This window comes from Streptomyces sp. CC208A (genome assembly GCF_030010625.1).
Classification (GTDB): domain Bacteria; phylum Actinomycetota; class Actinomycetes; order Streptomycetales; family Streptomycetaceae; genus Streptomyces.
On the sequence record NZ_JASCXN010000028.1, the window covers coordinates 24,809 to 42,497 of the forward strand.

Below are 17,689 nucleotides of genomic sequence, written 5' to 3' on the forward strand. Positions count from 1 at the left end.
GGCGCACCGGGGCCGCCGCTCCGGTCGCCGTTCGCGGGGAAGGCCGATACGTTCGGGGGAGGTGTCGCCTCGCAGGCGCCGGGCGCCCGACAGCGGGTCGGGGCCACGATCCCAAGGACGGTGGTCGCCGTGGGCGACGCCCCGCACTACGACGTCATCATCATCGGCACGGGTGCCGGCGGAGGGACCCTCGCCCATCGCCTCGCCCCGTCGGGCAAACGCGTCCTGCTCGTCGAGCGCGGCGGGTACCTGCCGCGCGAGCGGGACAACTGGGACTCGACGGCCGTCTTCGTCAAGGGCAAGTACCGGGCTCCGGAGTTCTGGCTCGACAAGCACGGCCACGAGTTCCCGCCCGAGGTCAACTACTACGTCGGCGGGAACACGAAGTTCTACGGGGCCGCCCTCTTCCGGCTGCGGCCCGAGGACTTCGGCGAGCTCCGTCATCACGGCGGCGTCTCCCCCGCCTGGCCGATCCGGTACGAGGACCTGGAGCCGTACTACACCCAGGCCGAGCACCTCTACCTGGTCCACGGACGGCACGGCGAGGACCCCTGGGAGGGGCCGGCCGGCGCGCAGTACGCCCATCCGCCCGTGGAGCACGAGCCGCGCATCCAGCAGCTGAGCGACGACCTGGAGAAGCGCGGTCTGCACCCCTTCCACCTGCCGATCGGCGTCAACCTGAGCCAGGAGGACGGCGGGCGGGCCACCCACTCCAGCGTCTGCATCCGGTGCGACCGGGTCGACGGCTTCCCGTGTCTGGTGCGCGGCAAGTCCGACGCCCAGGTGATCTGCGTCGAACCGGCCCTGGAACACCCGAACGTCGAGATGGTGACGGACACGCGGGTGGTGCGCCTGGAGACCGACGGCAGCGGGCGCAGTGTCAGCGCGGTCGTGGGGCGGCTTCCCGACGGTTCGGAGGTCCGGTACACGGCGGACGTGGTGGTCGTCTCCTGCGGGGCGGTCAACTCCGCGGCACTGCTGCTCGCCTCGGCGAACGAGCACCGCCCCCGGGGTCTCGCCAACAGCTCCGACGTGGTCGGCCGGTACTACATGCGGCACAACAACCTGGCCCTGATGGCGGTGTCGAAGGAGCCCAACGACACCCGGTTCCAGAAGACCCTGGCCCTGCACGACTGGTACCTCGGCGCGGACGACTGGGACTATCCGCTGGGCGGCATCCAGATGCTGGGCAAGTCGGACGCCGAGCAGATCCACGGCGAGGCGCCCCGGTGGGCCGGCGCGGTGGCGCCCGACATGCCGTTCGAGGTCCTGGCCCATCACGCCGTCGGCTTCTGGCTGTGCGGCGAGGACCTGCCGCTGGCGGACAGCCGGGTCACCCTGGACGGCGACGGCCGCATCCGGCTCGCTCTCGACGAGAAGAACAACATCGAGGGCCTGAAGCGACTGCGGCGCGAACTGCAGGACATGCTCGGTCACTTGGGCATGCACCCGCACCGGCTGCTGTCCCACAGCATCTACCTGCACAAGGGCATGCCGATCGGAGCGACGGCGCACCAGGCGGGCACCGTGCGCTTCGGCACCGACCCCGCCGCCTCCGCGCTCGACGTGAACTGCAAGGCCCACGACCTGGACAACCTGTACGTCGTGGACACGAGCTTCTTCCCGAGCATCGGCGCGGTCAACCCGTCCTTGACGGCCATCGCCAACGCCCTGCGGGTCGGCGACCACCTTCTGGCCCGGTCGGGCTGAGACCGGGGGTCGGCCGCTGGCCCGTCCGGGCGAAGACGCCGACCCTGACGGCCCAAAGGCCGTACCGGGAAGATGCCGACCACCTCATCGGGTGATTGCGTGACGATGCCCGGCGCCCAGCCCGCGCCGGGCTCGACGCGTGCGCGCAGCGAGGAGGCAGGACGGCATGAATTCCGCCGAGGGGGCTCCGCGGGGTGTGATCCCTGCGCGTCTGCTGCACGGCCAGAAGGCCCTGGTCACCGGCGCCAATTCGGGCATCGGGAAGGCCACGGCCCTCGCCCTGGGCCGGGCCGGCGCCGACGTGGTCGTGAACTACGTGGCGGGGCGCGAGGCCGCCGAGGAGGTGGCCGAGGAGATCGCCTCGTTCGGGGTGCGCTCGGCGGCGTACGAGGCGGACGTGTCCCGGGAGGACCAGGTCGTCGCCATGACGGACCGGATGGTCCAGGAGTTCGGCACCATCGACATCCTCGTGGCCAACGCGGGGCTGCAGCGGGACGCCGCGATCACGGAGATGACCCTCGCCCAGTGGCAGAAGGTCATCGACGTCAATCTCACCGGCCAGTTCCTGTGTGCCCGGGAGGCGGCCAAGGAGTTCCGGCGCCGGGGCGTGGTCCCCGAGGTGTCCCGGGCCGCCGGGAAGATCATCTGCATGAGTTCGGTGCACCAGATCATCCCCTGGGCGGGACACGTGAACTACGCGTCGTCCAAGGGCGGCGTGCAGATGATGATGCAGACCCTGGCCCAGGAGCTCGCGCCGGAGAAGATCCGGGTGAACGCGGTGGCGCCGGGGGCGATCAAGACGCCGATCAACCGTGCCGCCTGGGAGACGCCCGAGGCGCGGAAGGACCTCCTGCGGCTCATTCCGTACGACCGGGTCGGGGAGCCCGACGACATCGCCCACGCCGTCGTCGCGCTCTCCTCCGACCTCATGGACTACGTGGTGGGGACCACCCTGTACGTCGACGGCGGCATGACGCTCTTCCCCGGCTTCGCCACCGGCGGGTGACCCTCTCCCGGACCTTCAGGATCTCCCGGCCCTTCACTTCCACGAACGGCGAAGGCACGTATGCCCACATCGCTCCACCTGCTGGCGGAGGCACCCGCCCAGCTCCTGCCGGCCCGGGAACTCATGGCCTTCACCCTGGCCTCCCACATCATCCTGGTGCCCCTCGGCGTGGCGTTCCCCCTCATCACCCTGGTCATGCACTACCGCGGGCTGCGCCGGAACGACGCCACCGCGCTGCTCCTGGCGCGGCGCTGGTCGGCCGTCATGGCGGTGCAGTTCGCGCTCGGCATCGTCACCGGCACGGTCCTCTCGTTCGAGTTCGGGCTGTTGTGGCCCGGCCTGATGGGGCGGTGGGGTGACGTCTTCGGCGTCGGATTCGGCGTCGAGGCCTGGGCCTTCTTCCTGGAGGCCGTCCTCATCGCCATCTACCTGTACGGCTGGCGGCGGCTGAAGCCGTGGACGCATTTCCTCCTCGGGCTGCCCCTGCCCCTGGCCGCGCTGCTGGGGGCGTTCGGCATCCTGGCCGCCAACTCCTGGATGAACACGCCCCAGGGCTTCTCGCTCGACGCCGAGGGCAATCCGGTCGACGTGAACGTCTGGAAGGCGATCTTCACGCCGATGTTCGGGCCGCAGTACTGGCACTTCGTGGTGGGGATGGTGCTCACCGCGGGCTTCGTGGTGGCCGGCGTCTACGCCATGGGCTGGCTGCGCGGCCGCCGGGACCACTACCACCGGCTCGGTTTCGCCGTGCCGTTCACCATCGCCGCCGTCGCCGCGCCGGTGCAGTTCGTGCTCGGCGATTCCATCGCCCGGTCGGTGTTCCACGAGCAGCCGGTGAAGTTCGCCGCGATGGAGATCGTCTGGAAGACCGACACCCGGGTGCCGGAGTACCTCTTCGGGAGGCTGCACGAGGACGGCACGGTCTCGGGCGGCATCAAGATCCCGCTGCTCGACTCCTTCCTGGCCGGGTTCAGCGCGAACACCGAGGTGAGGGGGCTGACCTCGGTCCCGGCGGACCAGCGGCCGACGGCCACGCAGGCGACGATCGCCCACTGGGCCTTCGACGTCATGGTCCTCATCGGGTCCGCCCTGGTGCTGCTCGCCCTCTGGTACGGGTTCGTCTGGCTGCGGCACCGGCGGCTCCCCGCCTCGCGCTGGTTCTACGGCGCCGCGGCCTGTGCCGGTGTGGGCTCCGTCGTGGCCGTCGAGTGCGGCTGGGTCGCCACCGAGGTGGGGCGCCAGCCCTGGATCGTCTACGAGAACATGCGGGTCGCCGAGGCCGTGACCGCGACCCGGTCCACCAGCCTGTGGATCATGTTCGGGGTGGTGGCGGTGGTGTACGTGCTCCTCTTCGGCGCGTTCCTCGTCGTCCTCCTGAAGATGCGCACGCGCTGGCGGCTCGCCGACGAGCGGCAGGCCACGGCGGGTGTCCACCCGGAGGCCGACCTCCCTTACGGCCCGCGTGGCCCCCTGCCCGCGGACGACGTGCCCGCCGCCGGCCCCGGGGCCGGCCGACCCGGGGGTGACGGCCCGTGACCGCCGATCTCATCGCCGTGGTACTGCTCCTGGCCGTGACCGCGTACACCTGTGCGGGCGGCACGGACTACGGGGCCGGTTTCTGGGATCTGACGGCCGGCGGGACGGAACGCGGCCGGCGTCCCCGGTGGCTGATCGACCACGCCATGGCTCCCGTGTGGGAGGTCAACAACGTCTGGCTGATCTTCGTCCTGGTCATCATGTGGACCGGCTTCCCCGTCCTGTTCCAGACCGTGTTCTCCGCGATGTGGCTGCCGCTGGCCCTGGCCGCCGTGGGCATGGTCCTGCGCGGCGCCGGTTTCGCCTTTCGCAAGCCCACCCGGCGGCTCGCCGGCCGCCGCCTGTACGGTGCCGTGTTCGCCGTGGCGTCGGTCGTCACGCCGTTCTTCCTCGGCGCCGCCGTCGGCGGGGTCGCGTCGGAGCGCGTGGCTCCCGGCACCACTGCCTCGGCGGACGTCTGGGCCGGTCCGACCTCGGTCGTGTTCGGCCTGGTCGCCGTCGCGACCACGGCGTTCCTGGGGGCGGTGTTCCTCGCCGGGGACGCCCGCAGGTTCGACGCGCCCGATCTGGTCGGCTACTTCAGGCGGCGGGCGCTCGGCAGTCTCGCCGTGCTCACCGTCCTGGCGGTGGTCACCGGGTTCGTCACCCACGAGGACGCCCCCTACGTGTGGCACGGGCTCACCCGCGGCCTGGGGCTGTTCTTCGTCGTCCTGGCCGGGGTGGCGGCCCTCGTGACGGTCTGGCTGCTGCTGCGGACGCCGGGGACGTGGGTGCGCGTCGCGGCGGTCGGCGTCGTCGCGTCCGCCGTCGTCGCCTGGGGCATGGCCCAGCGCCCCTATCTGCTCCCCACCTCGCTGTCCGTGGCCGACGCGGCGGGCGCCCCCTCCACGCTGACGTGGCTGGCGATCGTCACGCTGGTGGCCCTGCTGCTCGTGATGCCGGCCGTCGTCCTCCTGTACTGGCTGGACACCCACGGTGAGCTGGAGGAGCTCTCCGACTCCGAGCTGCGGAAGCCGCAGTGACCGAGGACGAGATCCTTCTCGGTCTCGCCCTGACGGTGGTGCTCGCCACCGGCTCGCAGATCCTGGCGCACCGACTGCGCGTCCCCGCCCTGGTCGTCCTGCTTCCCGTCGGGTTCGCCGTCGGCGCGCTGACGGACGTCATCCACCCGGACAAGCTGCTGGGGCCGGACTTCTCGGCCGTGGTGTCGCTGTCGGTCGCGGTGATCCTCTACGACGCCGGTCTGGGGCTCGACCTGCGCAAGCTCGCCCGCCGCAACCGGGGGGTGGTGGGCAGGCTGCTCCTGTACGGGGTGCTGCTCACCTTCCTCGCCGTCGGGGCGGTGGCACCGGCGATGTTCGGCATGGACCTGCGCGTGGCCGCGATGCTCGGTGTGATCCTCGTGGTCTCGGGGCCCACGGTCGTGGGACCGCTGCTCGACTTCGTGCGGCCGAGCGAGCGGGTGCGGCGCATCCTGATCTGGGAGGGGACGCTGACCGACCCGATCGGCGGCATCCTCGGCGCGCTGACCTTCCACGCCGTGATCTCCTCGCAGGTCTCCCTCGGCGGGGGCTACCAGGTGGGCCAGTTCTTCCTCAGCCTGGCCGTCGGGCTCGCCGGCGGGGCCGTGGGCATCACGCTGCTGTGGTTCACCCTGCGTACCCTCCGGCTCGGCGAGACGATGGGGACGCTGGCGCAACTCGCCATCGTGATCGGGGTGTCGGCGGGCTGCGACATCGTGCGCGACGACACGGGGCTCATCGCCGCGATCGTGGCGGGGCTGGCCGTCGCCAACATCCGCGGCTTCGACATTCCGGCGCGCAGGCCCTTCTTCGAGACGCTGGTGCAGCTGATCATCGGCCTGCTCTTCATCTCCATCTCCTCCACCGTCACCCCGTCGTCGGTGGTACCCGTGCTGCTTCCCGCGCTCGGCCTGATCGCGCTCCTCGTCCTGGTGGTCCGCCCCCTCGTGGCCTTCGGGGCGGCGACGCGCACGGACCTCTCCCGGGGGGAGCGCGCCTTCCTCGGCTGGATGGACCCCCGTGGCATCGTCGCGGCGTCCACGGCCTCGGCCTTCTCCGCCGGCCTGGTCCAACGGGGGCTGACCGGGGCGACGAAGATCCTTCCGGTGACCTTCCTGGTGATCGTCGGCACCGTTCTGCTGTACGCGCTGACGGCGGCGCCGGTGGCCCGGAGGCTCGGCGTCGTCAAGGCGACGGGGACGCGCGTCCTCCTGGTGGGCGGCGAACCGTGGGTGGTGGACCTGGGCAGGGTCCTGCGCTCCGCGGGGCTCGACGTGCTGATGTGGGCGGGTGGCGAAGAGGAGCGGGAGAGGATCAGGGAGACGGGTCTTGCGCTGGCCGAGGGCGAACTGTTGGCCACGGCCGTCGACCCGGGGGCGCGTCTGGAGGGCGTGACGGCGGTCTTCCTGGCCACCGAGGACGACGACTTCAACGCGCTCGCCTCGATCGTGATGCAGGACAGCGTCGACGGGCCCGTCTACCGGGTGGGGCCGCCCCACGACAGCCACGGTGTGGTCGCCCCGTACACCGGCGGCGACATCCTCTTCGGCCGCTCCCTGGTGCGCCACGTCCTCGCGGAGCGCTACGCGCGGGGCGACCGGTTCACGGTGCGGCCGGCCACCGGCCCGCTGCCGCCGGAGCACGAGACGCTCTTCGTGGTGCGGGCCGACCACCGGCTCGAACCGTTCACGGAACGGCGGGAGAGCGCCCCCCGGGACGGGGACGCTCTCGTCCTCCTCGGTCCCGCGCCTACCGGCGTTCCCGGAGCATCGAGTCCAGCGTGATGGCCGCGTCGATCAGCGCCAGGTGGGTGAACGCCTGCGGGAAGTTGCCCAGTTGACGTCCCGTCAGGTCGATCTCCTCGGAGTACAGGCCCAGGTGGTTGGCGTACGTGAGCATCTTCTCCAGGACCAGCCTGGCCATGTCGACGCGTCCGGCGCGGGCCAGGGCGTCGACGTACATGAAGGTGCACAGGGAGAAGGTTCCCTCGGAGCCGCGCAGCCCGTCGGGGGACGCCTCCGGGTTGTAGCGGTAGACGAGGCTGTCGCTGACCAGTTCGCTCTCCATCGCGTCCAGGGTGGACTTCCACATCGGGTCGTCCGGCATGATGAAGCCGACCGTCGGCATGCGCAGCAGTGACGAGTCGAGCACGTCGTCGCCGTAGTGCTGGACGAACGCCTCCTTCTTGGGGTCCCAGCCCTTGTCGAGGACCTGCCGGTAGATCGCGTCCCGCGCGTCCACCCAGCGGCCGCCGGCGGCGGGGCGGCCGTCGTCGTAGGCGATCCGCAGGGCACGGTCGAAGGCCACCCAGGACATCACGCGGCCGTAGGTGAAGTCCTTCCGGCCGCCGCGGGTCTCCCAGAGCCCTTCGCCTGGCTGGTCCCAGTGGTCGACCAGCCAGTCGAGCAGGGTGTGCAGGGCGGTCCAGCCGTGGTGGTCGAGGTGCATGCCGTGCTCGTGCGCGAAGTAGATGCTGTCGAGCGCCTCGCCGTAGATGTCCAGCTGGAGCTGGGTCGCGGCCCCGTTGCCGATGCGGACGGGGGCGGAGCCCCGGTACCCCTCCCAGTGGTCGAGGGTCTCCTCGACCAGGTCGGCGGTGCCGTCGACCCGGTACATGATGTTCAGCGGTCCCGAGCCGTCGTCCTGGCCGGCCTCCTGCTTCACCCGGTCGTGCAGCCAGCTGATGAAGGCGGCCGCCTCTTCCTTGAAGCCCATGCCGAGGAGGGCGTACACCGAGAACGAGGCGTCGCGGATCCAGGTGAAGCGGTAGTCCCAGTTGCGCTCTCCGCCCAGCTGCTCGGGAAGGCCCGTGGTGGGGGCGGCGACGAGGGCGCCGGACGGTGCGTACGTCATGAGCTTCAGCGTGATGGCGGAACGTTCCAGCGCCTCCCGCCAGCGGCCGGAGTAGGTGGACTGGCCCAGCCACGAGCGCCAGAATCCGACGGTCTCGTCGAAGAGCCGCTCGAACTCCTCCAGGCGGACCTCCTGCGGGGGTCCCGCGGGGGCGGACTCCACCACCAGGCCGCGCTGCTGCCCCGCCCGCAGGGTCAGGGAGAAGCCCAGGTCGTTGTCGTCGACCGTGAGCCTGTTCACCAGCCGTTCGTCCTGCGGCTCGCGGACGGCGTGGACGGCGAGGGCCAGGTCGTCCGAGGTGAACAGGGCGCCGTGCTCGGTGAGGTGCACCTTGTGCGGCGTGCGGCCGTAGTCGAAGCGGGGGGCGATCTCCCCTTCGAACGTCATGCTGCCGCGTACGCAGCGGAGCATGCGGACGATACGGTGCCGGTCCGTCGCGGTCCTCCCGGTCACCGGCATGAAGTCGACCACCTCCCCGGCCCCGGCCTCGGTCATGAACCGGGTCACCAGGACGGCGGTGTCCGGGTGGTAGAGCTGCTTGGTGGTGTACGTGTCCGCCGCCGGCCGGACGGTGAAGTGACCGCCCTTCCTCCGGTCGAGCAGGGCGCCGAAGACGCTGGGGGAGTCGAACCGCGGGCAGCAGAACCAGTCGATCGTCGCGTCGGTCGTCACGAGGGCCGCGGTCTGCAGGTCACCGATCAGGCCGTGGTCCTCGATCAGGGGATAGTCGTCCATCGTCGGCCCCTTTCGGCCCCGGCTCGACCGCGCGCGCGGGGCACCGTCACGCCACGGATGAGGTACACCGGGCGGCACCCGATCAGCTTAGGCCGCCGACGCCGGTCCGTCCTGACGAGGAGGTCGCACGCGGTGACGGCGGCGCCCCGCTGCGCGCAGGGACGGGAAGCGTCCTACGGTGAGGTGATGGCGCACATGTTCTCCTGGGCCGGAAGGTTCGGCCTGCGGCAGTACGTCAAGTCGAGCCTGTGGATCGTGCCGGTGCTCGGCCTCGTCCTCGGCGTCCTCCTCGCCGAGCTCGCCCTCGCCTCCGACGAGGCCGGCCGGCTGCCCAGCGGCTGGCACTACTCCGCCTCGACGGCGAGCGGCGTGCTCACCTCCATCGTGGGCGCGATGGTGGCGCTGCTCGGGTTCGTCGTCACCATCGGCGTGCTTGTGGTGCAGCAGGCCACCGGAACCCTCTCCCCCCGGTACATGCGCCTGTGGTACCGGAACCGACTGCAGAAGGCGGTCCTGGCGACCTTCATGGGGACGCTCTCGTTCTCCTTCTCCCTGCTGCGCAGCATCGAGTCCGACTCGGTCCCGGACCTCGGGGTGACCCTGGCCGGCGTGTCGGTGGCCGTCAGCCTCGTCCTCCTGCTCGTCTACCTCAACCGGTTCACCCACAAGCTCCGGCCGGTGGCCATCGCGGAGCTGGTCGGAGGCGTCGGGGCGGCCGTCTTCAGGAGCGGCGAGGCGGAGATCCGGGCCGTCACCGCCCACGGCCCCGAAGCCGTGCCGTCCGGCGCCCCGGTGACGCGCGTCCGCGCCGTACGGGGCGGCGCCGTCCAGGCCTACGACGTGCCCGGCCTGGTCGCGGAGGCGGAGCGGCACGACTGCGTCTTCGTCCTGCCCCGCCTCGTCGGGGACTTCGTGATGCCCGGCGCCGCGCTCGTCGAGGTCCACAAAGGCCGGGCCGAAGGGGCGTCCGAGCCGGACTCCCGGCGGATCGCGGGGCGCATCGCCCTCGGGGCCGAGCGTACCGTCGACCAGGACCCCGCCTTCGCCCTGAGGGTCCTCGTCGACATCGCCATCCGGGCGCTGTCCCCGGCGGTGAACGACCCCACGACCGCCGTGCAGGTGCTCAACCACATCGGCTCGTTCCTGCACGCGGTGGGCACGACGCGGCTCCCGGGCCGTTACGTGCTGGCCGACGGTCACGGGGTCGCCCGGCTCGTGCTGCCGGGGCGCGACTGGGACGGCTATCTCCAGCTCGCCGTCTGCGAGATCATGGACTACGGACGCTCGTCCGTGCAGATCTGCCGGAGGCTCCGCGCCTTGTTGGAGGATCTGCTCGACACCCTGCCGCCGGAGCAGCACCCTTCGGTGAAGGCACAGTTGGTCCTCCTGGAGAAGTCGGTCGAGCGGGAGTTCACCGATCCGGACCGGCGGGCCGTCGCACAGCAGGCCGACCTCCAGGGCATCGGCGGACGCCCCCTCTCCTGACTCCCCCGCCTCTCGGTTCCCCTCTCCCTCGCCGTGCCTACCCCGTCCGGCGCAATTCTCCGGCGGGCCGCGGCCCGGCCCGGTCGCGGGACGCGGCGGGAGCGTCTTTGCTGGACTGGCGGCGGACGCTCCGCCGTTCGCGGCCGCCCGCGGAGGGTTCCGCGGGAGAGGCGGGGCCTGCCGGCCGGGCCCTCGTACGCGGCCGTCACGATCCTCGGGAGGTCGGAATCCATGACGACGCAGAAAGCCGGTCCGGCCGCCGATGAGCCGGAGGAGTCCGGCGAGGCCGAGCGGCTGCGGGAGCTCCTGCGCAATCCCGCGTACCGCAAGGTCCTGGTCTTCAGCGCGCTGATCGGCATCCCCGTCTCCCTTGCCGCCTTCTGGTTCCTCGTCGGCCTGCACGAGCTGGAGCACGTGATGTGGGCGGACCTGCCGGAGGCACTCGGCTGGGACTCCCCGCCCGCCTGGTGGCCGCTGCCCCTGCTCGCCGTGGCCGGAGTCGTCGTGGGGCTCGTGGTGCTCCGGCTGCCCGGCGGGGGCGGTCACATCCCGGCGTCCGGCCTGCACGCCGGCGGGGCCTCGGCCGCCGCCCTGCCCGGGGTGGTCATCGCGGCGTTCGCCAGTCTGCCGTTCGGTGCCGTCCTCGGCCCCGAGGCCCCCCTGATCGCGCTCGGCGGCGGCCTCGCCCTCCTCTTCCGAACCCTGGTCCGCGCCCCCGCCACCCCCGAGAGCACCGCCCTGCTGGGCGCGGCGGGCGCGGCGGCGGCCCTCGCCGCCATCTTCGGCAACCCGCTCATCGGCGCGATCCTCCTCATCGAGGTGGCGGGCGTGGGCGGGTCGCGGCTGTTCGCCGTGATGCTTCCCGCTCTGCTGTCGAGCGGCGTCGGAGCCGTGGTGTTCACGGGCTTCGGACGCTGGACCGGTCTGGAGACGGGAAGTCTCAGCGTCCGCTTTCCCACCGCTCCCCCGCGCCTGGACACCGGAGACGTGGTGTGGTCGGTCCTGATGGCGGCGGGCGTCGGCGCCCTGGTGCACCTGGTGGTCATCGGAGGGCGGCTGGCGGCCGCCTACGTGGCGTCCTCCCCGCTGGTCCGGACGGTGGTCTGCGCGGTCGGCGCCGGCGGCTGCGCCGCCCTCTACGCGGTCGTCACGGACCGCACCCCCGTGGACGTCGCCTCGTCGGGCCAGGCGACGCTGGCCGGACTCTCCGCCGATCCGCACGCCTGGGGCGTCGGCGCCCTCCTCGCCGTGCTGCTGTTCAAGTCCGCCGCGTACGCGCTGTGCCTGGGCAGCCTCCGCGGCGGGCTGGTGTTCCCCGCGCTCTTCCTGGGCGGGGCGGCGGGTGTACTGCTCTCCCCGCTGCCCGGGTTCGGGGTGATTCCCGCGGCCGCGGCGGGCATGGCCGCGGCGGTGGCGGCCACCCTGCGGCTTCCGGTCAGCAGCGTGGCCCTGGTGGTCCTGCTGCTCGGGAACTCCCAGACGATCCCGGTGGTGATCCTGGCGGCCGTGACGTCCTTCGTCGTCGCCGAGCTGCTGCCGCAGGGCCCGTCGGTCACACCGAACCGCCCGCGCGAGGAGGCGCGGGCGGTTCGGTGAGGGCGGGGGTCAGCCGCCGAGGATGCGGCTCTTCTGGGCCTCGAACTCGGCCTCGGAGAGCACCCCTTGCTCCTTGAGCTGGGCGAGCTCCTTCAGCTGGGAGATCTTGGTCTCCATCGAGACCCCGGCCGGGGGCTGTTCGGGTGCGGGCGGCGGAGCGGCGTACGCCTGCGGGGGTGCCGCGGCGGCGCGCTCGTAGTCCTGCTGGGCCCACCGGCCGGCCTGACGGCGCGACACCCGGTTGGAGACGGCGGTGGCGGTACCGGCGACGACCGCGGTGCGGGCGACACCACGAAGAAGACCGGGCATGACAGATTCCTTGTCGTCAGGCGGCCGTCGGCCGCGGGGAGTCGGACTCGGCGGCCTCCAGGCTCGCCAGGAGGTCCTCGACCGGGATCCTGCCGTTGGCCACCATCCGTGCGCCGCTGCGGCGCAGGGCGGCCGCCAGCGGCGCGGCCCACAGGTTCTCGTACACGAGGACCCCGGCGGAGTTGCCGGGTTCGAGGACGGAGGCGGCCTCCTGGAGGTCGTCCTCGCCGAGCAGGCCCGAGGAGGCGCCCTCGAAGACGGTCAGGTCGAGTTCCCCGTCGCCGTCCAGGTCGGTGAGTTGGATCGCTCTGACCGAACCGTCCTCGTCCCTGCGTACGAAGGACAGGTCGAGGATCCGGATGATGCGCCGCTCGACGAGGTCGAGCAGCAGGGGAAGGCCCTCGCCGGTCATGCGATTGCCCGGGAACTCCAGAACCAGGTAATCGACGGGTCCCATCTCGGAGAGTTCGTCGACGCTCATACCGACTCCTCGTTGGCGGCTTCCCGCCTCCGTTGGTGTGGCGGCCACACACCCCCCGGCCGCACGCGTTGCCGCCTTCCATTCCAGCACCGGGGGACCTCGCACGCATTTTCGTGACGGCCGGGGCCACCGGCCGTCAGGTGAGTTCGTAGAGGCTCCTGGCGGTCAGCCAGAGCCCCAGCCCCAGGGACAGGAGGACGACGGCCTGGTCCTGGTGGGTCGTGATCGTCCGCAGCAGGGACTGGAGTTCCGCGGTGGCCCGGGCGGGCCGGAAGGTCGCGTACAGCTCCATCGCCAGCAGGGTGGAGCTGGCCAGCAGGCAGTAGAGCACCAGCGTCAGCCAGGTGGCGGCGTGCGACAGGTCGGCGTTCACCACGGTCGCGGCCCCCGCCGCGACGAGTCCCCAGGGCTGGAGCAGGACGGCCATGCCGGCGGCCGACCAGCCGGAGGCGTTGCGCAGCTTCCCCAACCAGGCCGGCTCTCCCCTCGGGCGGCTCTCCCCGCGCTGTTTGTACACGCCGTACAGGATCAGGCCGACTCCGACGGCCAGTTTGACGGCCAGGGCGGCGGTCGAGGGGGCGGTGTGCTTCTTGGGCGGGGTTCCGCCGGTGAAGAGCAGGAGGCAGGCGATCACCACGACGAGGCAGGCCAGCCAGGCGAGGACGAAGACCAGTCCCTTGCGCAGGCCCCGGTCGCCGGACAGCAGCAGGATCAACGCCATGACCGGCAAGGGGTGAAGGGCGATCGCCAGACCGATGAGGATCATGTCGAGTGTCATGCGCGTGCGCTCTCGCTCTTTCGGCGCGCGACGCCGCGCGCCGATCGGCCTGCTCCTGCGCGGAGCCGGGCGGGGGCGTGGACGTCCCCGCCGAACCCAGCGGGCCACGAACCCGCGGAAGGCGCGACAGGTGGGCGCCCATCGGAGGGGCCGGGCGAGCGCCCGCGCCAGGCTGCCCGCCGGCTCCGCCTCACCCGTTCGGCGGATTCGCCGCGCGGGCGGCGGGCGGCACTCGTAGCGTCGGGCCCGGGCGGGGGCCGCCACAGCAGCTGGGAGAAGCCGATGCCGGACGAGTCGATGGAGCAGCTGGCCACGGAGGCCTGGATCTACGGGTATCCGCTGGTCACGGCGGCCGTGACGAAGAGCGCCATGACGGCGGTCCCGGCCCGGGACGACACCCGCCGGAAGGCGCCGGTCAACCAGTTCTGCTATATGCGCGGCACCCCGGACGCCTCCTTCACCGAGGTCGTCTCGCCGAACGCCGACACCCTGTACTCCAGCGCCTGGCTCGACCTGTCGGACCAGCCCCTGGTGCTGACCCTGCCCGACTTCGGCGACCGGTTCTGGATGGTCCCGATCCTGGACGCCTGGTCCGACGTCTGCGCCGTCGTCGGCCGGCGTACGAGCGGCTCGACCGCCGGGCCGTTCCTGATCGCCGGGCCGTCCTGGTCGGGAGAGACCCCGCCCGGTCTGACCCTGCTGACGTCGCCCACCGCCGTGAACTGGGTCATCGCCCGGTACGCGACCAGCGGCCCGTCGGACTTCCCGGCCGTCAACCGGCTCCAGGACGCCACGCGGCTGATCCCGCTGTCGGAGTGGACCGGCGACCCCGACGACTACGCCCCTCCCACCGACGTCCCCGTGCCCGCCGACGCCGACGCCTCGGCGACGCCCGTCGACAAGGTCCACGCGCTCGGCGGCCGCGCGTACTTCGCCCTCCTCAACCGGATGATGGTGGACAACCCTCCCGACCCCGCCGACGCCCCGTTCCTGGGCAGGATCGCCAAACTCGGCGTCGCCCCCGGCGCGCCCCTGGACGACCTGTCCCCCGAGGAGCTCGCCACCCTGGACGCGGGGGCGCGGCGCGGCCCTGAGACCCTGCGCGAGCTGTTCGCCCGGGCGGAGGCCTCGGGCTCCGGCGGCTGGACGGTGCACCGGGGCCTGGGCGACTACGGCACCGACTACGCCAAGCGCGCGGTCATCACCCGGTTCGGGTACGGCGCCAATCTCGACGCCGACGCCCTGTACCCGCACGCCACCACCGACGCCGACGGCCGGCCCCTCACCGGTGCCCACACCTACGTGCTGCACTTCGACGCGGGGCAGACCCCGCCCGTCGACGGCTTCTGGTCCCTCACGATGATGAACGAGCGCCAGTTCTTCGCCGACAACCCGCTGGACCGCTACGCGATCGGCGACCGCAGCGGCATGCGGACCAACCCCGACGGCTCCCTGGGCATCCACGTCCAGCACGACAGCCCCGGCCCCGACCGCGAGAGCAACTGGCTCCCCGCGCCCGCGGGCGGCTTCAACGTCTTCCTGCGCCTGTACTGGCCCCGGCGGCCCGCTCTCACCGGCGACTGGACCCCGCCGGCGCTGCGCCGCACCGACTGACCCCGAGGAACGGACACCATCGGGCCAGCCACGCATCCATCGACCACGGGGGTCGCCATGACCGAGCCGCCGGCAGCCGACGCACCCACGCGGGTCTTCCTCGTGGACGACCACGAGGTCGTCCGCCGGGGCATCCGCGACCTCATCGACGACGAGCCCGACATGGAGGTGGTCGGGGAGGCGGCGACGGCCGGTCAGGCGCTGTCCAGGGGGCCGGCGCTGCGGCCCGACGTGGCCGTCCTCGACGTCCGGCTGCCCGACGGCGACGGGATCACCGTGTGCCGGGAGCTCCGGTCGCGCATGCCGGAGCTCGCGTGCCTGATGCTGACCTCCTTCGACGACGAGGACGCCCTCATCGACGCGATCATGGCCGGAGCGGCGGGATACGTGCTCAAGCAGATCAAGGGCTCCGACCTGGTGGCGGCCGTACGGACCGTCGCGACGGGACAGTCGATGCTCGACCCGGCCACCACCACCCGGCTGATGCACTCGCTGCGCGATCCCGAGGCGGCCAGGGCGCCGGAGGACGAACGGCTGGCCGGGCTGTCCGAGCGGGAGCGGTCGGTGCTCGAACTGATCGGCGAGGGGCTCACCAACCGGCAGATCGCCAAGCGGCTCTACCTGTCGGAGAAGACGGTCAAGAACCACATCTCACGGCTGCTCGGCAAGCTGGGCGTGGAGCGCCGCGTACAGGCCGCCGTCATCGCGGCGCAGGTCCGCGAGCACGAGCACGCGCACGAACACGAGCACGACGCCGGAGGGAAGCAGCACCCTCACTCCTGAGCCCTCTGGTCCTCCTGCTCGGGTGCCAGCGGGACGCGCCATGCGAGGAGGGTCCCGCCGGCCGTGCCCGGCCGCGCCCTGACCGACAGGGTGCCGCCCAGGCGCTCGGCCCGCTCGGTCAGGTTGCGCAGGCCGCTGCGGGTCCCGCCCGGCCGCACCCCCACCCCGTCGTCGCTCACCGTCACCGCCAGGGTGCCGTCCCCGGCGACGACCGCCACCTCCGCGTGGTGTGCGTGCGCGTGGCGGGCCACGTTGGTGAGGGCTTCGCCGATGACCGCGACCGCCTCATCGGCCGTCCCGGGCGGCACGTCGGTGTCGAGCAGGCCCTCCATCCGCAGGGCGGGGGCGAAGCCGAGCGAGGACGCGGCCGAGTCGACCGCCTTCGCGACGCGGCTCCTGAGCTTGGGCGCCGTTCCGGAGTCCTCGTGGTCCCGGAGGCCGAAGATGGTCGAGCGGATGATCTTGATGGTGGCGTCCAGGTCGTCGATCGCCCGGGCGATCCGGTCGGCGGCCTGCGGATGGTCGACGAACCGGCGGGCGCTCTGCAGCGTCATCCCGGTCGCGAAGAGCCGCTGGATCGCCAGGTCGTGCAGGTCACGGGCGATGCGGTCGCGGTCGTCGAGGAGGCTCACCTGCTCGGCGTCACGGCGCCGGTCGGCGAGTTCGAGGGCCAGGGCGGCCTGCCCCGCGAAGCCGGGCAGAGCGCTGGTCTCGGCGTGCCGGAAGGCGGGCCGCCCCTGGCGCCGGGCGAGGATCAGGACGCCGCTCAGCCGTTCCTCGGTGCCGAGGGTGACGGCCACCGCCGGCCCGAAGCCCTCCCAGCGTTCGGGCTGCACGGTGACGCGGGGGTCGTTCCCGACATCGGCCACGACGGTCGGGCCGTCCTGGGACAGCGCCACGGCGGCGAGGGTTCCCTCGGGTCCTGGCAGGACGACGTCCCGGTGCGCCTCCGCTCCTTCGCCGCGGGCCAGCGAACCCCGCAGCTCTCCTCCCGGTCCGACGACGTAGAAGACCCCGAGGTCGGCGCCGGCGATGTCCACGGCCCGCTCCAGCATCCCGTCGAGGACCTCGGTCTCCTCCGCGCCGGACAGGAGGGCGCTGGTGAAGTCGGAACTCGCGACCAGCCAGCGCTGGCGCAGCCGGCCCTCCTCGTACAGCCGGGCGTTCTCGATGGCGATGCCGGCGGCGACGGCCAGGGTCGTGACGACGGCCTCGTCCTCGGCGTCGAAGTCCGCCCCTCCCCGCTTCTCGGTGAGGTAGAGGTTGCCGAAGACCTCGTCCCGGACGCGGATCGGGACGCCGAGGAAGGTGTGCATGGGCGGGTGGTGGGCCGGGAAGCCGTACGAGGCCGGGTGCTCGGAGAGCTCGGGCAGACGGAGCGGCTCGGGGTGGCGGATCAGTTCGCCCAGGATGCCGTGCCCGGACGGCAGCGCGCCGATCCGCTCCCGCGTCCCGTCGTCGATGCCGATGGCGAGGAACTCGGAGAGCTTCCGGTCGTCGCCGATGACGCCCAGGGCGCCGTACTCGGCGTCCACGAGCGTCACGGCGGCCTCGACGATGCCGCGCAGCACCTGGGGCAGGTCGAGCTCCCGGCCCACGGACATCACGGCTTCGAGAAGGCCGTCGAGCCGGCTCCTGGTGCCCCGCACCTCGTCGATGCGCACCTGGAGCTCGTCGAGCAGCTCGTCCAGTCTCAGCCGCGACAGCCTCGTGTCCGCCGCCCCGGTGCCCTCCCGGCCCATCGGAACCTCCGGTCGCGTCAGGCCCGCCCGAGGGACCCG

The 17,689-nt window shown here is 72.3% G+C and carries 14 protein-coding genes; 9 read left to right on the forward strand and 5 right to left on the reverse strand.

The genetic code is table 11. The annotated features are described in order from the left end of the window. Window positions 1-129: 129 nt before the first annotated feature. The 5 genes from QK442_RS26335 (at window position 130) to QK442_RS26355 (ending at window position 7,058) form a co-directional block, all read left to right on the forward strand. On the forward strand, window positions 130-1,710 hold the full coding sequence (locus QK442_RS26335; RefSeq protein ID WP_282696552.1) for a GMC family oxidoreductase: 1,581 nt from the start codon (window positions 130-132) through the stop codon (window positions 1,708-1,710). A gap of 166 nt (window positions 1,711-1,876) precedes the next feature. Further along, the gene (locus QK442_RS26340) at window positions 1,877-2,716 is read left to right on the forward strand and encodes an SDR family oxidoreductase (protein WP_282696553.1); all 840 of its coding nucleotides are present in this window, start codon (window positions 1,877-1,879) and stop codon (window positions 2,714-2,716) included. Window positions 2,717-2,776: 60 nt separating this feature from the next. Beyond that, entirely contained in the window at window positions 2,777-4,252 is a 1,476-nt protein-coding gene (locus tag QK442_RS26345; protein ID WP_282696554.1) for a cytochrome ubiquinol oxidase subunit I, read from the forward strand. Beyond that, a complete protein-coding gene (locus tag QK442_RS26350) occupies window positions 4,249-5,274 on the forward strand; it encodes a cytochrome d ubiquinol oxidase subunit II (RefSeq protein WP_282696555.1) in 1,026 nt (341 codons plus the stop codon). Before QK442_RS26345 ends, QK442_RS26350 begins: the two co-directional genes overlap by 4 nt. Further along, on the forward strand, window positions 5,271-7,058 hold the full coding sequence (locus QK442_RS26355; protein WP_282696556.1) for a cation:proton antiporter: 1,788 nt from the start codon (window positions 5,271-5,273) through the stop codon (window positions 7,056-7,058). Before QK442_RS26350 ends, QK442_RS26355 begins: the two co-directional genes overlap by 4 nt. Here QK442_RS26355 and QK442_RS26360 read toward each other — a convergent pair. Beyond that, window positions 7,024-8,862, reverse strand: a complete 1,839-nt coding sequence (locus tag QK442_RS26360; RefSeq protein WP_282696557.1) for a glycoside hydrolase family 15 protein — start codon at window positions 8,860-8,862, stop codon at window positions 7,024-7,026. The genes QK442_RS26355 and QK442_RS26360 overlap by 35 nt on opposite strands. 186 nt (window positions 8,863-9,048) lie before the next feature. Here QK442_RS26360 and QK442_RS26365 point away from each other — a divergent pair, with 186 nt between their 5' ends. Both QK442_RS26365 and QK442_RS26370 read left to right on the forward strand, forming a co-directional pair. Then, window positions 9,049-10,347 carry a DUF2254 domain-containing protein gene (locus QK442_RS26365; RefSeq protein ID WP_282696558.1) on the forward strand — a complete coding sequence of 433 codons (1,299 nt, stop codon included), beginning with the start codon at window positions 9,049-9,051 and terminating at the stop codon, window positions 10,345-10,347. Between the two features lie 231 nt (window positions 10,348-10,578). Beyond that, complete coding sequence (locus QK442_RS26370; RefSeq protein WP_282696559.1) at window positions 10,579-11,943, forward strand: chloride channel protein; 1,365 nt, start codon at window positions 10,579-10,581, stop codon at window positions 11,941-11,943. Between the two features lie 9 nt (window positions 11,944-11,952). Here the strand turns inward: QK442_RS26370 and QK442_RS26375 are convergent, their stop codons facing one another. From QK442_RS26375 to QK442_RS26385, 3 genes are all read right to left on the reverse strand, one after another. Further along, the gene (locus QK442_RS26375; RefSeq protein WP_282696560.1) at window positions 11,953-12,252 is read right to left on the reverse strand and encodes an SHOCT domain-containing protein; all 300 of its coding nucleotides are present in this window, start codon (window positions 12,250-12,252) and stop codon (window positions 11,953-11,955) included. Between the two features lie 16 nt (window positions 12,253-12,268). Continuing rightward, window positions 12,269-12,733 (reverse strand): DUF6325 family protein, encoded by a 465-nt coding sequence (locus QK442_RS26380; protein ID WP_282696561.1) that lies wholly within the window; start codon window positions 12,731-12,733, stop codon window positions 12,269-12,271. A gap of 136 nt (window positions 12,734-12,869) precedes the next feature. Then, window positions 12,870-13,511: a GAP family protein gene (locus QK442_RS26385; RefSeq protein WP_282696562.1), complete on the reverse strand. Its 642-nt coding sequence runs from the start codon at window positions 13,509-13,511 to the stop codon at window positions 12,870-12,872. 282 nt (window positions 13,512-13,793) lie between these two features. Between QK442_RS26385 and QK442_RS26390 the strand changes: the two genes are divergently transcribed. Both QK442_RS26390 and QK442_RS26395 read left to right on the forward strand, forming a co-directional pair. Then, window positions 13,794-15,125 (forward strand): DUF1254 domain-containing protein, encoded by a 1,332-nt coding sequence (locus tag QK442_RS26390; RefSeq protein WP_282696563.1) that lies wholly within the window; start codon window positions 13,794-13,796, stop codon window positions 15,123-15,125. Window positions 15,126-15,182: 57 nt separating this feature from the next. Beyond that, on the forward strand, window positions 15,183-15,908 hold the full coding sequence (locus tag QK442_RS26395) for a response regulator transcription factor (RefSeq protein ID WP_282696564.1): 726 nt from the start codon (window positions 15,183-15,185) through the stop codon (window positions 15,906-15,908). Here the strand turns inward: QK442_RS26395 and QK442_RS26400 are convergent. Beyond that, a complete protein-coding gene (locus tag QK442_RS26400) occupies window positions 15,899-17,650 on the reverse strand; it encodes a GAF domain-containing protein (protein ID WP_282696565.1) in 1,752 nt (583 codons plus the stop codon). The two genes, QK442_RS26395 and QK442_RS26400, sit on opposite strands and share 10 nt — an antisense overlap. Window positions 17,651-17,689 lie beyond the last annotated feature (39 nt).

What these genes read in the sequence shown, in the direction of transcription:
- QK442_RS26400 (WP_282696565.1), bottom strand. Translation starts at nt 17,650, where the DNA reads ATGGGCCGGGAGGGCACCGGGGCGGCGGACACGAGGCTGTCGCGGCTG.
- QK442_RS26390 (WP_282696563.1), top strand. Translation starts at nt 13,794, where the DNA reads ATGCCGGACGAGTCGATGGAGCAGCTGGCCACGGAGGCCTGGATCTAC.
- QK442_RS26360 (WP_282696557.1), bottom strand. Translation starts at nt 8,862, where the DNA reads ATGGACGACTATCCCCTGATCGAGGACCACGGCCTGATCGGTGACCTG.
- QK442_RS26345 (WP_282696554.1), top strand. Translation starts at nt 2,777, where the DNA reads ATGCCCACATCGCTCCACCTGCTGGCGGAGGCACCCGCCCAGCTCCTG.
- QK442_RS26365 (WP_282696558.1), top strand. Translation starts at nt 9,049, where the DNA reads ATGGCGCACATGTTCTCCTGGGCCGGAAGGTTCGGCCTGCGGCAGTAC.
- QK442_RS26375 (WP_282696560.1), bottom strand. Translation starts at nt 12,252, where the DNA reads ATGCCCGGTCTTCTTCGTGGTGTCGCCCGCACCGCGGTCGTCGCCGGT.
- QK442_RS26395 (WP_282696564.1), top strand. Translation starts at nt 15,183, where the DNA reads ATGACCGAGCCGCCGGCAGCCGACGCACCCACGCGGGTCTTCCTCGTG.
- QK442_RS26380 (WP_282696561.1), bottom strand. Translation starts at nt 12,733, where the DNA reads ATGAGCGTCGACGAACTCTCCGAGATGGGACCCGTCGATTACCTGGTT.
- QK442_RS26385 (WP_282696562.1), bottom strand. Translation starts at nt 13,511, where the DNA reads ATGACACTCGACATGATCCTCATCGGTCTGGCGATCGCCCTTCACCCC.
- QK442_RS26370 (WP_282696559.1), top strand. Translation starts at nt 10,579, where the DNA reads ATGACGACGCAGAAAGCCGGTCCGGCCGCCGATGAGCCGGAGGAGTCC.
- QK442_RS26340 (WP_282696553.1), top strand. Translation starts at nt 1,877, where the DNA reads ATGAATTCCGCCGAGGGGGCTCCGCGGGGTGTGATCCCTGCGCGTCTG.